Origin of the sequence: Streptomyces ziwulingensis (assembly GCF_039542605.1) — a bacterium.
GTDB classification, from domain to species: Bacteria; Actinomycetota; Actinomycetes; order Streptomycetales; family Streptomycetaceae; genus Streptomyces; species Streptomyces ziwulingensis.
On the sequence record NZ_BAABIG010000016.1, the window covers coordinates 63,686 to 78,697 of the forward strand.

Sequence of the window (15,012 nt, forward strand, 5' to 3'; positions counted from 1 at the left end):
CCCACAGCCGCCCCCACATCCGTAACACCAGTCCCGTGCCGAACTGCGGCCCCGTGCCGCGCCGACACAACGAGGTTGCCGTATCCATGCGCCACGCTGAAGGAGCCCGCGGTGAGTGCTGACCCGACGCAGGTGCTCGCCTTCGAGACCGATTGCCACATCTTCGACGGCTGTGGCTTCCCGGCTCCCGGCCTGCACTCGTTCCTGTTCGAGCCCCTCTGGGGCGAGGCGAAGAGCAACCTGTACTTCAACAAGCCGATGCTGCTGGCGTTGCTGGGCTCGGTCATCATCGTCGGCTTCTTCTGGGCCGCCTTCCGCAAGCCGAAGGTGGTCCCGGGCAAGCTGCAGATGGTCGCCGAGACCGGCTACGACTTCATCCGACGTGGTGTCGTCTACGAGACCATCGGCAAGAAGGAGGGAGAGAAGTACGTTCCGCTGGTTGTCTCCCTCTTCTTCTTCATCTGGATGATGAACCTCTGGTCGATCGTCCCGGTCGCCCAGTTCCCGGTGACCTCGATCATCGCCTACCCCGCGGTGCTCGCTCTCATCGTGTACGTCCTGTGGGTCTCGCTCACGTTCAAGCGGCACGGCTTCGTCGGCTTCTTCAAGAACGTCACGGGTTACGACAAGTCGCTCGGCGCGGTGCTTCCGCTGGCCATGGTCATCGAGTTCTTCTCGAACCTGCTGGTGCGGCCCTTCACGCACGCCGTGCGTCTCTTCGCGAACATGTTCGCGGGCCACACCCTGCTGCTGCTCTTCACGATCGCAAGCTGGTACCTGCTGAACGGTGTCGGCATCGCCTACGCGGGCGTCAGCTTCATCATGACGATCGTCATGACGGCCTTCGAACTTTTCATCCAGGCACTTCAGGCGTACGTCTTCGTGCTCCTCACGTGCACGTACATCCAGGGCGCGCTCGCCGAGAACCACTGAGCGCCCCTGCACCCCCACCCCTGATTCGTCCGGTGGCCAACCCCCACCGGGTCCGTAAAGAAAAGGAAGAACTGGCATGTCCCAGACCCTTGCCGCTGTTTCCGGCTCGCTCGGCTCCATCGGTTACGGCCTCGCTGCCATCGGCCCCGGCGTCGGCGTCGGCATCATCTTCGGTAACGGCACCCAGGCCCTCGCCCGTCAGCCCGAAGCGGCCGGCCTGATCCGCGCCAACCAGATCCTCGGCTTCGCGTTCTGTGAGGCGCTCGCCCTGATCGGTCTGGTCATGCCGTTCGTCTACGGCAAGTGATCCCGGATCAACTTCCAGCCGACTAGACGAAAGGCACTTACATGAGCCAGCTCCTCACGGTAGCGGCCGAGGAGATGGAAAATCCCCTCATCCCGCCGATCCCCGAGCTTGTCATCGGCCTGATCGCCTTCGTCATCGTCTTCGGCTTCCTCGCCAAGAAGCTCCTCCCGAACATCAACAAGGTTCTGGAAGAGCGTCGCGAGGCCATCGAGGGCGGTATCGAGAAGGCCGAGGCCGCGCAGACCGAGGCCCAGAGCGTCCTCGAGCAGTACAAGGCGCAGCTCGCCGAGGCCCGGCACGAGGCCGCGCGTCTGCGCCAGGAGGCGCAGGAGCAGGGCGCCACGCTCATCGCCGAGATGCGCGCGGAAGGCCAGCGGCAGCGTGAGGAGATCGTCGCCGCCGGTCACGCCCAGCTCGACGCCGACCGCAAGGCCGCCGCGTCGTCGCTGCGCCAGGACGTCGGCAAGCTCGCCACCGAGCTGGCCGGCAAGCTGGTCGGCGAGTCCCTGGAGGACCACGCCCGGCAGAGCCGTGTCATCGACCGCTTCCTGGACGAGCTCGACGACAAGGCGACGACGGCAGAGGCGACCCGATGACCGTGCACGGAGCGAGCCGCGGGGCCCTGGTCGCCGCACGCGAGCGTCTCGACGCGCTGACGGACTCCACGTCCGTCGACGCCGGAACGCTCGCCGGTGAGCTGGCCTCCGTCACCGCACTGCTCGACCGTGAGGTCAGCCTGCGTCGGGTCCTCACCGACCCGGCGCAGACCGGCGAGGGCAAGGCCGTCCTGGTCCAGCGCCTGCTCGGCACCCAGGTCAGCGGTTCCGCCGCCGACCTGGTGGCCGGCCTGGTGCGCTCGCGCTGGTCGCGCTCCCGCGACCTCGTGGACGCGCTGGAGGAGCTGGCGGACACCGCCGACCTCACCGCCGCACAGCGCGACGGCTCCCTGGACGACGTCGAGGACGAGCTGTTCCGGTTCGGCCGGATCGTCTCCTCCAACACGGAGCTGCGGGCCGCGCTGACCGACCGCAAGGCCACCGTCCCGGCCAAGGGCGAGCTGCTGCGCAGCCTCCTCGGCGGCCGGGCCAGGCCCACCACCGAGCGTCTGGTGACCCGCCTGGTGACCGCGCCGCGGGGACGTAGCCTGGAGTCGGGACTCGAGTCCCTGTCCAAGCTCGCCGCGGAGCGCCGCAACCGCATGGTCGCCGTCGTCACCTCGGCGGTACCGCTGAGCGACCCGCAGAAGCAGCGCCTGGGCGCCGCCCTCGCGAAGCTCTACGGCCGTCCCATGCACCTCAACCTCGACGTGGACCCCGCGGTCCTCGGCGGGATCCAGGTGCAGGTCGGTGACGAGGTCATCAACGGCTCCATCGCGGACCGCCTCGAGGACGCCGGCCGCCGCCTGGCGGGCTAGCAGCAACTTCATAGCAGTACGTACGTGTACCTACGGCCCGGTTGGGCCGTGCAGAGGATTCACCTCGTTCAGGGGGGAGTCCCCACCCCCCGCAGTGAAACTTCGGGCCCAACAAGGAGAGCAGGGAACCCAGATGGCGGAGCTCACGATCCGGCCGGAGGAGATCCGGGACGCACTGGAGACCTTCGTCCAGTCGTACAAGCCGGACGCGGCCTCGCGCGAGGAGGTCGGTACGGTCACCCTTGCCGGCGACGGCATCGCGAAGGTCGAGGGTCTCCCCTCGGCCATGGCCAACGAACTGCTGAAGTTCGAGGACGGCACCCTCGGTCTCGCCCTCAACCTCGAGGAGCGCGAGATCGGCTGCGTCGTCCTCGGTGAGTTCAGCGGCATCGAGGAGGGGCAGCCGGTCACCCGTACCGGCGAGGTCCTCTCCGTCGCGGTGGGCGAGGGCTACCTCGGCCGCGTCGTCGACCCGCTCGGCAACCCGATCGACGGCCTCGGCGAGATCGAGACCAGCGCGCGTCGCGCCCTCGAACTGCAGGCCCCCACGGTCATGGACCGCAAGTCGGTGCACGAGCCGATGGAGACCGGCTACAAGGCCGTCGACGCGATGACCCCGGTCGGCCGCGGCCAGCGTCAGCTCATCATCGGCGACCGCCAGACCGGCAAGACCGCCCTGGCCGTCGACACGATCATCAACCAGCGCGACAACTGGCGCTCGGGCGACCCGAAGAAGCAGGTCCGCTGCGTCTACGTCGCCATCGGCCAGAAGGGCTCGACCATCGCCTCCGTGCGGGGCGCCCTGGAGGACGCCGGCGCGCTGGAGTACACCACCATCGTCGCCGCCCCGGCCTCCGACCCGGCCGGCTTCAAGTACCTGGCGCCGTACACCGGCTCGGCCATCGGCCAGCAGTGGATGTACGAGGGCAAGCACGTCCTGATCATCTTCGACGACCTGTCGAAGCAGGCCGACGCCTACCGCGCCGTGTCGCTGCTGCTGCGCCGCCCGCCGGGGCGCGAGGCCTACCCGGGCGACGTCTTCTACCTGCACTCCCGTCTGCTGGAGCGCTGCGCCAAGCTCTCCGACGCGATGGGCGCCGGCTCGATGACCGGTCTGCCGATCGTCGAGACCAAGGCCAACGACGTCTCGGCGTTCATCCCGACCAACGTCATCTCCATCACCGACGGCCAGTGCTTCCTGGAGTCGGACCTCTTCAACGCCGGTCAGCGCCCCGCGCTGAACGTCGGTATCTCCGTCTCCCGAGTCGGTGGTTCCGCGCAGCACAAGGCGATGAAGCAGGTCTCCGGCCGGCTCCGCCTCGACCTCGCCCAGTACCGTGAGCTGGAGGCGTTCGCCGCCTTCGGTTCCGACCTGGACGCCGCGTCGAAGTCGCAGCTCGAGCGCGGTCAGCGACTGGTGGAGCTGCTGAAGCAGCCCCAGTACCAGCCGATGGCCACCGAGGACCAGGTCGTCTCCGTCTGGGCCGGCACCACCGGCCGCATGGACGACGTGCCGGTCGCCGACATCAGCCGCTTCGAGAAGGAGCTGCTCGAGTACCTGCACCGCAAGGAGCAGGGCCTGATGACCTCCATCAAGGAGGGCGGCAAGATGTCCGACGACACCCTGCAGGCCGTCGGCGACGCCATCGTGGAGTTCAAGAAGCAGTTCGAGACCGCCGACGGCAAGCTGCTCGGCGAGGACGCTCCTGCCGCTTCCGCCAAGTGACGTAAGGAAGGGACCTGACTCATGGGAGCCCAGCTCCGGGTCTACAAGCGTCGCATCCGATCCGTCACCGCGACCAAGAAGATCACCAAGGCGATGGAGATGATCGCCGCCTCGCGTGTCGTCAAGGCGCAGCGCAAGGTGGCGGCCTCCACGCCGTACGCGAACGAACTGACCCGCGCGGTCACGGCGGTCGGCACGGGTTCTCACACCAGGCACCCGCTGACCACCCAGGCCGAGACGGTCACCCGTTCCGCGGTGCTGCTGCTGACGAGCGACCGCGGGCTGGCCGGTGCCTTCAACTCCAACGCCATCAAGCAGGCGGAGCGGCTCGGTGAGCGGCTGGAGCGCGAAGGCAAGGAGGTCGTCGTCTACATCGTCGGCCGCCGGGGGGTCGCCCACTACAACTTCCGTGAGCGCAAGATCACGGAGTCGTGGAGCGGCTTCACCGACGAGCCCACCTACGCGGACGCCAAGAAGGTCGCGGCCCCGCTGATCGAGGCGATCGAGAAGGACACCGCGGACGGCGGCGTGGACGAACTCCACATCGTCTACACGGAGTTCGTCTCGATGATGACGCAGACGGCGATCGGCGACCAGCTTCTGCCGCTGCGCCTCGACGAGGTGGCGAAGGAGTCGTCCGCCAAGGGCGAGATCCTTCCGCTGTTCGACTTCGAGCCGTCGGCGGAGGACGTCCTCGACGCCCTGCTGCCCCGGTACGTCGAGAGCCGGATCTACAACGCGATGCTTCAGTCGGCCGCCTCCAAGCACGCCGCCACGCGGCGCGCGATGAAGTCGGCCACCGACAACGCGGGCGAGCTGATCAACACGCTCTCCCGTCTTGCCAACGCGGCCCGCCAGGCCGAAATCACCCAGGAAATCAGCGAGATCGTCGGTGGCGCCAGCGCCCTGGCCGACGCGACCGCGGGGAGTGACAAGTAATGACCACCACTGTTGAGCCGACCGCCGCGGCGGGCGTGGCCACGGGCCGCGTCGCGCGGGTCATCGGCCCGGTCGTCGACGTGGAGTTCCCCGTCGACGCGATGCCGGAGATCTACAACGCCCTGCACGTCGAGGTGGCCGACCCGGCCAACGCCGGCGAGCGGAAGCTGCTGACCCTGGAGGTCGCCCAGCACCTGGGTGACGGCCTGGTCCGCACCATCTCCATGCAGCCCACCGACGGTCTGGTCCGCCAGGCCGCGGTCACCGACACCGGCAACGGCATCACCGTTCCGGTCGGCGACTTCACCAAGGGCAAGGTGTTCAACACCCTCGGTGAGGTGCTGAACACCGACGAGAAGTACACGGGCGAGCGCTGGTCCATCCACCGCAAGGCCCCGCGCTTCGACGAGCTCGAGTCGAAGACCGAGATGTTCGAGACCGGCGTCAAGGTCATCGACCTGCTGACCCCGTACGTCAAGGGCGGCAAGATCGGTCTGTTCGGCGGCGCCGGCGTCGGCAAGACGGTGCTCATCCAGGAGATGATCTACCGCGTCGCCAACAACCACGACGGTGTCTCGGTGTTCGCCGGTGTCGGTGAGCGCACCCGTGAGGGCAACGACCTCATCGACGAGATGAGCGAGTCGGGCGTCATCGACAAGACCGCCCTGGTCTTCGGTCAGATGGACGAGCCCCCGGGCACCCGTCTGCGCGTCGCGCTGGCCGGCCTCACCATGGCCGAGTACTTCCGTGACGTCCAGAAGCAGGACGTGCTGTTCTTCATCGACAACATCTTCCGCTTCACGCAGGCCGGTTCCGAGGTCTCGACCCTGCTCGGCCGGATGCCCTCCGCGGTGGGCTACCAGCCGAATCTGGCCGACGAGATGGGTCTCCTCCAGGAGCGCATCACCTCGACCCGCGGTCACTCGATCACCTCGATGCAGGCGATCTACGTCCCCGCGGACGACCTGACCGACCCGGCCCCGGCCACCACCTTCGCCCACCTCGACGCGACGACGGTGCTCTCCCGTCCGATCTCGGAGAAGGGCATCTACCCGGCCGTGGACCCGCTGGACTCGACGTCCCGGATCCTGGACCCGCGGTACATCGCCGCGGACCACTACAACACGGCCATGCGCGTGAAGAACATCCTGCAGAAGTACAAGGACCTGCAGGACATCATCGCGATCCTCGGCATCGACGAGCTCGGCGAGGAGGACAAGCTGGTCGTCCAGCGGGCCCGCCGCGTGGAGCGCTTCCTGTCCCAGAACACGCACGTCGCCAAGCAGTTCACCGGTGTGGACGGCTCCGACGTGTCGCTGGACGAGTCGATCGCCGCGTTCAACGCGATCTGCGACGGCGAGTACGACCACTTCCCGGAGCAGGCGTTCTTCCTGTGCGGTGGTATCGAGGACCTGAAGAAGAACGCGAAGGAGCTGGGCGTCTCCTGACCCCGGCTGCCGAACGACGAGGGGGCGGGCACGTCCCGCCCCCTTCGTCACGCCCCTTAGACTTGTAACCCACACCCGGCGGACCCGCCGGGTGGTGACCCGAGGAGCCACCTTGGCTGCTGAGCTGCACGTCGCGCTGGTCGCGGCCGACCGAGAGGTCTGGTCCGGCCAGGCCACCCTGGTCGTCGCGCGCACCACGTCCGGCGACATCGGCGTCATGCCCGGTCACCAGCCGCTGCTCGGTGTGCTGGAGTCGGGCCCGGTGACCATCCGTACGAGTGACGGTGGGACGGTCGTCGCCGCGGTGCACGGCGGTTTCATCTCGTTCGCGGACGACAAGCTGTCGCTGCTGGCCGAGATCGCCGAGCTGTCGGACGAGATCGACGTCCAGCGCGTCGAGCGCGAGCTGGAGCGGGCGAAGGCGGACGGCGACGCCTCCGCCGAGCGCCGCGCGGACGTCCGGCTGCGGGCGGCGGCGGCGCACTGAGCCGACCGGCTGTGCTATGACGTGACTCAGCCGCGGCTGGGACCGGAGTGATCCGGACCCGGCCGCGGCTGAGGCAGATGTGGATGTTTTTTACGTTCCGTTACCTAGGAGACGAGGAGGTCGGTGTCGATGGTCCTCGCTCTGACCGTGTGCGGAATTGTCGTCGCTCTCGTGGTGATGGGACTCTTCGTCTTCGGTCTGCGGCGCCGGCTGATCCAGCGGTCCGGCGGCACCTTCGACTGTTCCGTGCGCTGGGACGCCCCCAAAGAGGGCGACGGCGACGGCAAGGGCTGGGCCTACGGGGTGGCCCGCTACAACGGTGACCGCGTCGAGTGGTACCGCGTCTTCTCGTACTCGCCGCGCCCGCGCCGGGTCCTGGAGCGCTCGGCGATCGAGGTGGCCGGCCGCCGGGTCCCCGACGGCGAGGAGGAGCTGGCGCTGCTCTCGGACGCCGTGGTCCTCGCGTGTCAGCACCGCGGGACCCGGCTCGAACTGGCGATGAGCGATGACGCGCTGACCGGCTTCCTCGCCTGGCTGGAGGCAGCCCCACCCGGACAGCGAGTGAATGTGGCGTAGCCACATTCACTCGCCCAGGTACTTCTCGGGTTACTTCAGGCCGTTGCTGATCGCGGAGACCAGCTCGCCGTTGGCGGTGTCACCGCTGAACTCCCAGAAGAAGGCGCCGCCCAGGCCCTGGCTCTTGGCCCAGGCCATCTTCCCGGCGATGGTCGACGGGGTGTCGTAGGACCACCACTGGGTGCCGCAGTGCGCGTAGGCCGTGCCGGCGACGGTGCCGGTGACCGGGCAGGAGTTCTTGAGCACCTTGTAGTCCTCGATGCCCGCCTCGTAGGTGCCGGGCGCCGCTCCGGTGGCCGTGCCGCCGGGCGCGGACTGGGTGACGCCGGTCCAGCCGCGGCCGTAGAAGCCGATGCCGAGCAGCAGCTTGGCGGCCGGCACGCCCTTCGCCTTGAGCTTGGCGATCGCGTCCGCCGAGTTGAAGCCCGCGGTCGGGATGCCGGAGTACGAGGTGAGCGGGGAGTGCGGGGCGGTCGGGCCGGTGTTCGCCCAGGCGCCGAAGTAGTCGTACGTCATCACGTTGTACCAGTCGAGGTACTGCGCGGCGCCGCCGTAGTCGGCCGCGTCGATCTTGCCGCCGGAGGAGCCGTCGCCGGTGATGGCGGCGGTGACCAGGTAGTCGGAGCCGAACTCGGTGCGCAGCGCGGAGGTCAGGTTCTTGAAGGCGGCCGGGCCGGAGGTGTCACAGGTCAGGCCGCAGGCGTTCGGGTACTCCCAGTCGATGTCGATGCCGTCGAAGACATCGGCCCAGCGCGGGTCCTCCACGACCGCCTTGCAGGACTTGGCGAACGCCGCCGGGTTCTGCGCGGCCTGGCCGAAGCCGCCGGAGTAGGTCCAGCCGCCGAAGGAGTACAGGACCTTGATGTGCGGGTACTTCGCCTTCAGCTTGCGGAGCTGGTTGAAGTTGCCGCGCAGCGGCTGGTCCCAGGTGTCGGCGACGCCGTCCACGGACTGGTCCGCGGTGTACGCCTTGTCGGTGGCGGCGAAGGAGTCGTCGAGGACGCACTGGCCGTTCTTGACGTTGCCGAACGAGTAGTTGATGTGGGTGATCTTCTCCGCCGAGCCGGAGGTCACCAGGTTCTTGACGTGGTAGTTGCGGCCGTAGATGCCCCACTCGGTGAAGTACCCGAGGTTGACCTTGGAGCCGGGCTGGCCGGGGTCGGTGCCACCGCCGCCGGTGGTGCGCACCGCGCGGGCACCGCTGGCCGGGCCGGTCTGGTCGCCGGTGTCGCGGGCCTGGACGGTGTACGAGTAGTCGGTGCCCTTGGTGAGCCCGGTGTCCGTGTACGTCGTGCCGGTGACGGTGGCGACCTTGGCGCCGTCGCGCAGGACGTCGTAGTTCTTGACGCCCTTGTCGTCGGTCGCGGCGGACCAGGAGAGCTTCACCGAGGTGTCGGTGATGTCCGAGGCGGCGGGGGTGCCCGGCGCCGAGGGGGCCGTGTCGCCGGGGACGGAGGTGCCGTCGCAGGAGCCGCCGTTGAGCTTACAGCCGGAGGGTGCGCCGGAGCCCGAGCCGTTGAAGCCGAAGGAGACGGAGGCGCCGGGGGCGAGGGTGCCGTTCCAGCCGAGGTTCTTGGCGCTCCAGTGGTCGGCGGAGTTGGTGACGGTGGCGTCCCAGGCGGAGGTGACCTTGGTGCCGGCGGGGAAGTCCCACTCGACGGTCCAGGAGCTGAGGGTGGTGGTGCCGGTGTTCTTCACCGTCCACTTCCCCTCGAAGCCGGAGCCCCAGTCCTGGGTCTTGGTGTAGCTGGCCGTGGCACCGGCGGCCGCCTGGGCGGGGGCGGCGAGGGCGACGAGGCCGGTGAAGGGGAGTGCGAGGGTCGCGACCAAGGCCGCGGCTCTGTGTCTGAAGCGCACGATGCGCCTCCCTCTGGTGATCGCGCCGCAGGGGCGCAAGGGGGATGGGGTGCGGACACGACTGAGCCTTCGTGTCCACGGTGCGGCGAGAATAGAAAGGTCTGGACCTTAGGTCAATAGGTCTGGACCAGTGACCGAAAAGCCTGCTAGATCCCCAACTCCTGCGCCAGCATCGCCGCTTGCACCCGGCTGCGCAGTCCCAGCTTGGCCAGCAGTCGGCTGACGTGCGTCTTCGCGGTCGCCTCGGCCATCTCCAGCCGGGCCGCGAGCGCCGCGTTGGAGAGCCCCTCGCCGAGGCAGCGGAGCACCTCGCGCTCGCGCCGGGTCAGTCCCTCCAGGACCGCCGGGTCGGCCGCGCCGCGCCGGGCCGGTTTCGCGGCGAACTCGGTGATCAGCCGCCGGGTGACGGCCGGGGCCACGATGCCCTCGCCGCGCGCCACCGTCCGGACCGCCTCGATGAGGTCCTTCGCCTCGGTGTTCTTCAGCAGGAACCCGGCGGCTCCGGCCCGCAGCGCCCCGAAGACGTACTCGTCCAGGTCGAAGGTGGTCAGCACGAGGACGTCGGCCAACTGCTCCTCGACCACCCGCCGGGTCGCCGAGACGCCGTCCAGGCGCGGCATCTGCACGTCCATCAGCACCAGGTCCGGCCGGAGTTCGCGGGCGAGCGCCACCGCCCGCTCGCCGTCCGCCGCCTCCCCGGCCACCTCGATGCCGGGGGCGCTGTTCAGGATGAGGACCAGTCCGGCGCGGACGGCGGACTGGTCCTCGGCGACCAGGACGCGGATCATGCGGGGTCTCCTTCGGTGAGGGGCAGGGTGGCGCGTACGGCCCAGACCTCGCCGCCGGCCGCGTCGGGGGCGGCGGCCGGTCCGGCCTCGAAGGTGCCGTGCAGCAGCGCGGCCCGCTCCCGCATGCCGACGAGACCGGCGCCGGAGCCGGGCGCGCGGGGGGCCGCCCGGTCGCCGTACGGGCTGGTCACGGCCACCCGCAGCAGCCGTTCCTCCCTGGTCAGTGCCACCCGGACCGGGCCCTTCGCGGCGTGTTTCAGCGCGTTGGTCAGCGACTCCTGCACGATCCGGTACGCGGCCAGCTCCACCGGCGTGGGCAGTGCGTCGAGGTGCGCGGCCCGCAGGGTCACGTCGAGTCCGTTGGCGCGGGCCCCCGCGACGAGGTCGGCGAGGCCGTCGAGGGTGGGGGCGGTGGCCGGTCCGGGGTCCGCGCCGGCGTCCCGCAGGATGCCGATCAGCCGCCGCATCTCGGCCAGCCCCTCGACGCTGTTCTCCCGGATGACGGTCAGCGCCTCGCGGGAGGTGTCCGGGTCGTCCAGGGAGAGCGCGGCGGTGGAGTGGACGGCGATCGCGGAGAGGTGGCCCGCGACCAGGTCGTGCAGTTCGCGGGCCATCCGGGAGCGTTCGGCGGTGACCGCCTGGACGCGGTCCTGCTCGGCGAGGAGCGCGGTCTGCCCGGCGCGCAGCCGGGCCGCGTCGGCGGCCACGCGGTGGTTGCGGACGATCAGCCCGGTGGAGGCAGGACCGAAGGAGACGATGCCGACCGCCACCCCGACGAGCAGCGCCTCGGGGACCCGCCACACCGCGAGCGGCACCACCGTCGCGGCCACGGTGAGCAGCCCCGTGATCCAGGGGATGCGGCGGGCGGCGGCGGGCGGGCCGTAGAGCACGGCGGCGTACATCAGGTCGGTGTACATCACGACCGTGACCAGGCTGCCCCGGGTCAGCACGTCCAGGACCACCGCCGCCGTGCCGGTCAGCAGGGCGGCGCGCGGCGCGGTCCGGCGCAGCAGTGCGCAGCCGGACACCACGGCGAGCGGGACCAGCGGCGCCCAGCCGCCGTCGAGCAGCACGATCGGATCGCCGGCCGGCCGGACGCCGAGCCCGATGCCCCACAGCAGCAGCCCGCCCAGCAGGCCGCCGGCCGCGACGGACACGTCGAAGCGGTGCGGGCGGGGGAGGGCGGCGGCCATGGTCCCATCCAACACGCCACCGGCGGCACCCGCCTGCCCCTCGGGGAGGGGCGCCGCCTGCATCTTTCGATGTACGCGAGGTTCGTCACCGGTGACGACGACCGGGGCCGCCGTCCGCGCGAGCCTGGAAGGGCGACCGAGAGGAGTCCGCCGTGATCGTCGCCCTGATCGTCGTCTGCGAGATCGGTTTCTGGGTGCTGCTGGCCGCCGGCCTCGTCTTCCGGTATCCGCTGCGGATGCCGCGCACCGGGGCGGCTCTGCTGCTGTGCGAGCCGCTGCTGGAGGTCGTCCTGCTCGTCGTCACCGCGCTGGACCTGAAGAACGGCGCCGACCCGAGCGGCAGGCACGGCCTGGCCGCGCTCTACCTCGGCTACACCGTCGGCCACGGGCACCGCACGGTGAAGTGGCTCGACGGCCACGCCGCGCACCGGCTGGCGGGAGCGCCGAAACCCGCCGGACCGCCCCGCCACGGCATGGCCCGCGCCCGGCACGAGGGCACGGTCTGGCTCGGCTCGCTGCTGGCCGCCGCCGTCGCGACCGGGCTCCTCCGGCTCGCCATGTGGTACGTCGACGACCCCGGCCGCACCGGCCCGCTGGAGAGCTGGCAGTACGTGGCCTGGCGGGCGGCCGGCCTGCACGGGCTGATCGCGCTGTCGTACGCGATCTGGCCGAAGAAGGCCCCGGTCGGCCGCGCGGCCGTGACCCCTGAACGTGAGCGCGAGCAGGACCGCGCCCGGCACTGAGCCGGGGCGGCTACCGCTCCCCGCCCGGCACCCACAGCACGTCGCCCAGCTCCCTGTTGGCGCTGCGGGCCAGGATGAACAGCAGGTCGGAGAGGCGGTTGAGGTAGGTCGCGGTGAGGGCGTTCATCACCTCGCCGTGCACCTCAAGCGCGGCCCAGGTCGAGCGTTCGGCGCGGCGGACCACCGTGCACGCCTGGTGCAGCAGGGCCGCGCCGGGGGTGCCGCCGGGCAGGATGAAGGAGCGCAGCTTCTCCAGGTCGGCGAGGAAGCGGTCGCAGTCCGCCTCCAGCTTGTCGACGTAACCCTGCTCGACCCGCAGCGGCGGGTACTCCGGGTCCGCCACCACCGGCGTCGACAGGTCCGCGCCCACGTCGAACAGGTCGTTCTGCACCCGGACCAGGACCTTGACCACCTCCTCGGCCAGGCCGCCCAGCGCGATCGCGGTACCGATCACCGCGTTCGCCTCGTTGGCGTCGGCGTAGGCGGCGATCCGCAGGTCGGTCTTGGCCACCCGGCTCATGTCACCGAGGGCCGTGCTGCCCCGGTCGCCGGTCCTCGTGTAGATGCGCGTCAGATTGACCATGGGCGCAAGCCTAGGGCGTGACGCCCCGGCCGTCCCGAACGCGAGGAGACCGGCGCCCCCGCCGGCGACCCGCTGCCCGACCTGATCGCCGGTCAGATCGGTTGGCTGCACGCGACCGTGATGTCCGGTATCGGCCGGCGCATGCTCGCGGGCGGCACCCCGGCCGGGGTCTCCCGCGAGATGCTCCTGCTCCTGGACGACATGGCGGAGCTGTTGAGCGAGAAGGTCCTCAACTACGCCGTACGGGGCGCCGCCTGACCCGCCGCGGTGTGATGTCCGTCATGTGAGACGTGACGCGCATTACTTACCGGTCACAGCGCCCCCTCACGGGCGCTAGGGTCCGCCGGAGAGAGAAGCGGAAGGTACCGCGCGGATCACAGCGGATCAGCGGATCAGGGAGTCGTACAGTGGCACGGAAGCTCGCCGTCATCGGAGCCGGTCTGATGGGTTCCGGCATCGCCCAGGTCTCCGCCCAGGCGGGCTGGGACGTCGTCCTGCGCGACGTCACCGACGAGGCCCTGCGCCGCGGCACCGACGGGATCGAGGCGTCGTACCAGAAGTTCGTCGCCAAGGGGAAGCTGGAGGCGCACGACGCCGACGCGGCCCTCGCCCGGATCACCACGACCACCGATCTGGACGCCGTCGCCGACGCGGACGTCGTCGTCGAGGCCGTCTTCGAGAAGCTGGAAGTCAAGCACGAGATCTTCCGGGCCCTCGACGGACTGGTGAAGGACGAGGCGATCCTCGCCTCCAACACCTCCGCCATCCCGATCACCAAGATCGCGGCCGTGACCGGGCGCCCCGAGCGCGTCGTCGGCACCCACTTCTTCTCACCGGTCCCGATGATGCGGTTGTGCGAACTGGTACGCGGCTACAAGACCAGCGACGAAACCCTCGCCACCGCACGCGAGTTCGCCGAGTCCACCGGCAAGACCTGCATCGTCGTCAACCGCGACGTGGCCGGCTTCGTGACCACCCGCCTCATCTCCGCCCTCGTCGTCGAGGCCGCGAAGCTGTACGAGTCGGGCGTCGCCACCGCCGAGGACATCGACCTCGCCTGCAAGCTGGGCTTCGGCCACGCCATGGGGCCGCTGGCCACCGCCGACCTGACCGGCGTGGACATCCTGCTGCACGCCACCGGCAACATCTACACCGAGTCGCAGGACGAGAAGTTCGCCCCGCCGGAGCTGATGCGCCGGATGGTGGACGCCGGTGACATCGGACGCAAGAGCGGGCAGGGCTTCTACACGCACTGAAGCCGGGCCCGTCCCGCAGAACATCACACGCGTGGGTGAATTCGGTATCGGTTCGCTTACGGGTGGCAACCTCGATCCGTTGCACACGGTCAGAGCTTGCATCACCTGTCACGGCACACCGGACACCGGTAGGACACCACTTCGCGGAGCCGAGAGACGCACGGGGAGCGCATATGCATATCAGGGGCGACCACGCCGAGCTGGTCGTCGGGGGCCGCCTCGACGTCCGCAGCGCGGCGGACGCCCGTACGGTCCTGCACTCGGCCGTCGACGACGGAGCCGGCGACCTCGTGCTCGACCTGTCAGAACTGGACTCCTGGGACGCCACCGGACTCGGCGTGATCATGGGAGCCCACCGGCGGGCCGGCCGCTGTGGCCGGCGCCTGGTGCTGCGCGACGTACCGCCGCAGATGCAGCGCCTGCTGGTGGCCACCCGGCTGCACCGCATCCTGGCCATCGAGGGCGGCATCGGGGTCGAGACACTGCCCCGGGTGTGACCCGCGGGACCCCTCGCCCGGACGGGCGGGAAGACCCGGAGGCCGGCCGGCGAACGGCACGACACACGCAATCCTCACGAGACTGTGACGTCTCGGACGGCCCGGTACCCCGGACTGTCGGAGATACTGGGCGAAGGTCTAGGGTCTGGCTGCCCGCTGTCCCACGACCCACCGGCGGGCCCGGACCAGAAGCGACAGCGCGGTGTGCGGCAAGGCCGGAAAGGGTGGTCCCGACCCGGTGACCGAGGCACACGACGCTTTTGGG

The 15,012-nt window shown here is 70.0% G+C and carries 16 protein-coding genes and 1 pseudogene; 13 read left to right on the forward strand and 4 right to left on the reverse strand.

What is annotated here, in order from left to right; translation table 11 throughout:
- Nucleotides 1-96: 96 nt before the first annotated feature.
- The 9 genes from atpB to ABEB00_RS07485 all read left to right on the forward strand — a co-directional run bounded on the left by atpB (nucleotide 97) and on the right by ABEB00_RS07485 (nucleotide 7,830).
- A complete protein-coding gene (gene atpB, locus ABEB00_RS07445) occupies nucleotides 97-933 on the forward strand; it encodes a F0F1 ATP synthase subunit A (RefSeq protein ID WP_345618264.1) in 837 nt (278 codons plus the stop codon).
- Between the two features lie 76 nt (nucleotides 934-1,009).
- On the forward strand, nucleotides 1,010-1,240 hold the full coding sequence (gene atpE / locus ABEB00_RS07450; protein ID WP_024884520.1) for an ATP synthase F0 subunit C: 231 nt from the start codon (nucleotides 1,010-1,012) through the stop codon (nucleotides 1,238-1,240).
- 41 nt (nucleotides 1,241-1,281) lie between these two features.
- Nucleotides 1,282-1,836 carry a F0F1 ATP synthase subunit B gene (locus ABEB00_RS07455; RefSeq protein WP_345618182.1) on the forward strand — a complete coding sequence of 185 codons (555 nt, stop codon included), beginning with the start codon at nucleotides 1,282-1,284 and terminating at the stop codon, nucleotides 1,834-1,836.
- A gap of 2 nt (nucleotides 1,837-1,838) precedes the next feature.
- A complete protein-coding gene (locus ABEB00_RS07460; RefSeq protein WP_345618266.1) occupies nucleotides 1,839-2,654 on the forward strand; it encodes a F0F1 ATP synthase subunit delta in 816 nt (271 codons plus the stop codon).
- Between the two features lie 133 nt (nucleotides 2,655-2,787).
- A complete protein-coding gene (atpA, locus tag ABEB00_RS07465) occupies nucleotides 2,788-4,380 on the forward strand; it encodes a F0F1 ATP synthase subunit alpha (RefSeq protein ID WP_345618184.1) in 1,593 nt (530 codons plus the stop codon).
- Between the two features lie 21 nt (nucleotides 4,381-4,401).
- On the forward strand, nucleotides 4,402-5,319 hold the full coding sequence (locus ABEB00_RS07470; protein WP_345618185.1) for a F0F1 ATP synthase subunit gamma: 918 nt from the start codon (nucleotides 4,402-4,404) through the stop codon (nucleotides 5,317-5,319).
- Nucleotides 5,319-6,767, forward strand: a complete 1,449-nt coding sequence (gene atpD, locus ABEB00_RS07475) for a F0F1 ATP synthase subunit beta (protein WP_345618186.1) — start codon at nucleotides 5,319-5,321, stop codon at nucleotides 6,765-6,767. The genes ABEB00_RS07470 and atpD overlap by 1 nt, the downstream gene beginning before the upstream one ends.
- A 112-nt stretch (nucleotides 6,768-6,879) precedes the next feature.
- Nucleotides 6,880-7,254 carry a F0F1 ATP synthase subunit epsilon gene (locus ABEB00_RS07480; RefSeq protein ID WP_345618187.1) on the forward strand — a complete coding sequence of 125 codons (375 nt, stop codon included), beginning with the start codon at nucleotides 6,880-6,882 and terminating at the stop codon, nucleotides 7,252-7,254.
- A 129-nt stretch (nucleotides 7,255-7,383) separates the two neighbouring features.
- Nucleotides 7,384-7,830 (forward strand): DUF2550 domain-containing protein, encoded by a 447-nt coding sequence (locus tag ABEB00_RS07485; RefSeq protein ID WP_345618188.1) that lies wholly within the window; start codon nucleotides 7,384-7,386, stop codon nucleotides 7,828-7,830.
- Between the two features lie 30 nt (nucleotides 7,831-7,860).
- Here the strand turns inward: ABEB00_RS07485 and ABEB00_RS07490 are convergent, their stop codons facing one another.
- From ABEB00_RS07490 to ABEB00_RS07500, 3 genes are all read right to left on the reverse strand, one after another.
- Nucleotides 7,861-9,687: a glycosyl hydrolase family 18 protein gene (locus ABEB00_RS07490; RefSeq protein WP_345618189.1), complete on the reverse strand. Its 1,827-nt coding sequence runs from the start codon at nucleotides 9,685-9,687 to the stop codon at nucleotides 7,861-7,863.
- 146 nt (nucleotides 9,688-9,833) lie between these two features.
- On the reverse strand, nucleotides 9,834-10,475 hold the full coding sequence (locus tag ABEB00_RS07495; protein WP_345618190.1) for a response regulator: 642 nt from the start codon (nucleotides 10,473-10,475) through the stop codon (nucleotides 9,834-9,836).
- Entirely contained in the window at nucleotides 10,472-11,668 is a 1,197-nt protein-coding gene (locus ABEB00_RS07500) for a sensor histidine kinase (RefSeq protein WP_345618191.1), read from the reverse strand. The genes ABEB00_RS07495 and ABEB00_RS07500 overlap by 4 nt, the downstream gene beginning before the upstream one ends.
- 152 nt (nucleotides 11,669-11,820) lie before the next feature.
- Here ABEB00_RS07500 and ABEB00_RS07505 point away from each other — a divergent pair, with 152 nt between their 5' ends.
- Complete coding sequence (locus ABEB00_RS07505; protein ID WP_345618192.1) at nucleotides 11,821-12,411, forward strand: hypothetical protein; 591 nt, start codon at nucleotides 11,821-11,823, stop codon at nucleotides 12,409-12,411.
- A gap of 10 nt (nucleotides 12,412-12,421) precedes the next feature.
- Here the strand turns inward: ABEB00_RS07505 and ABEB00_RS07510 are convergent, their stop codons facing one another.
- On the reverse strand, nucleotides 12,422-12,994 hold the full coding sequence (locus ABEB00_RS07510) for a cob(I)yrinic acid a,c-diamide adenosyltransferase (protein ID WP_345618193.1): 573 nt from the start codon (nucleotides 12,992-12,994) through the stop codon (nucleotides 12,422-12,424).
- Nucleotides 12,995-13,033: 39 nt separating this feature from the next.
- Here ABEB00_RS07510 and ABEB00_RS07515 point away from each other — a divergent pair.
- From ABEB00_RS07515 to ABEB00_RS07525, 3 genes and pseudogenes are all read left to right on the forward strand, one after another.
- A pseudogene (locus ABEB00_RS07515) lies at nucleotides 13,034-13,252 on the forward strand (TetR/AcrR family transcriptional regulator); the annotation flags it as partial.
- A gap of 149 nt (nucleotides 13,253-13,401) precedes the next feature.
- Nucleotides 13,402-14,250 carry a 3-hydroxyacyl-CoA dehydrogenase family protein gene (locus tag ABEB00_RS07520; RefSeq protein WP_345618194.1) on the forward strand — a complete coding sequence of 283 codons (849 nt, stop codon included), beginning with the start codon at nucleotides 13,402-13,404 and terminating at the stop codon, nucleotides 14,248-14,250.
- Nucleotides 14,251-14,423: 173 nt separating this feature from the next.
- On the forward strand, nucleotides 14,424-14,747 hold the full coding sequence (locus ABEB00_RS07525; RefSeq protein ID WP_345618195.1) for an STAS domain-containing protein: 324 nt from the start codon (nucleotides 14,424-14,426) through the stop codon (nucleotides 14,745-14,747).
- Nucleotides 14,748-15,012: the final 265 nt, after the last annotated feature.

What these genes read in the sequence shown, in the direction of transcription:
- atpE (WP_024884520.1), top strand. Translation starts at nt 1,010, where the DNA reads ATGTCCCAGACCCTTGCCGCTGTTTCCGGCTCGCTCGGCTCCATCGGT.
- ABEB00_RS07455 (WP_345618182.1), top strand. Translation starts at nt 1,282, where the DNA reads ATGAGCCAGCTCCTCACGGTAGCGGCCGAGGAGATGGAAAATCCCCTC.
- atpA (WP_345618184.1), top strand. Translation starts at nt 2,788, where the DNA reads ATGGCGGAGCTCACGATCCGGCCGGAGGAGATCCGGGACGCACTGGAG.
- ABEB00_RS07470 (WP_345618185.1), top strand. Translation starts at nt 4,402, where the DNA reads ATGGGAGCCCAGCTCCGGGTCTACAAGCGTCGCATCCGATCCGTCACC.
- atpD (WP_345618186.1), top strand. Translation starts at nt 5,319, where the DNA reads ATGACCACCACTGTTGAGCCGACCGCCGCGGCGGGCGTGGCCACGGGC.
- ABEB00_RS07485 (WP_345618188.1), top strand. Translation starts at nt 7,384, where the DNA reads ATGGTCCTCGCTCTGACCGTGTGCGGAATTGTCGTCGCTCTCGTGGTG.
- ABEB00_RS07495 (WP_345618190.1), bottom strand. Translation starts at nt 10,475, where the DNA reads ATGATCCGCGTCCTGGTCGCCGAGGACCAGTCCGCCGTCCGCGCCGGA.
- ABEB00_RS07500 (WP_345618191.1), bottom strand. Translation starts at nt 11,668, where the DNA reads ATGGCCGCCGCCCTCCCCCGCCCGCACCGCTTCGACGTGTCCGTCGCG.
- ABEB00_RS07510 (WP_345618193.1), bottom strand. Translation starts at nt 12,994, where the DNA reads ATGGTCAATCTGACGCGCATCTACACGAGGACCGGCGACCGGGGCAGC.
- ABEB00_RS07525 (WP_345618195.1), top strand. Translation starts at nt 14,424, where the DNA reads ATGCATATCAGGGGCGACCACGCCGAGCTGGTCGTCGGGGGCCGCCTC.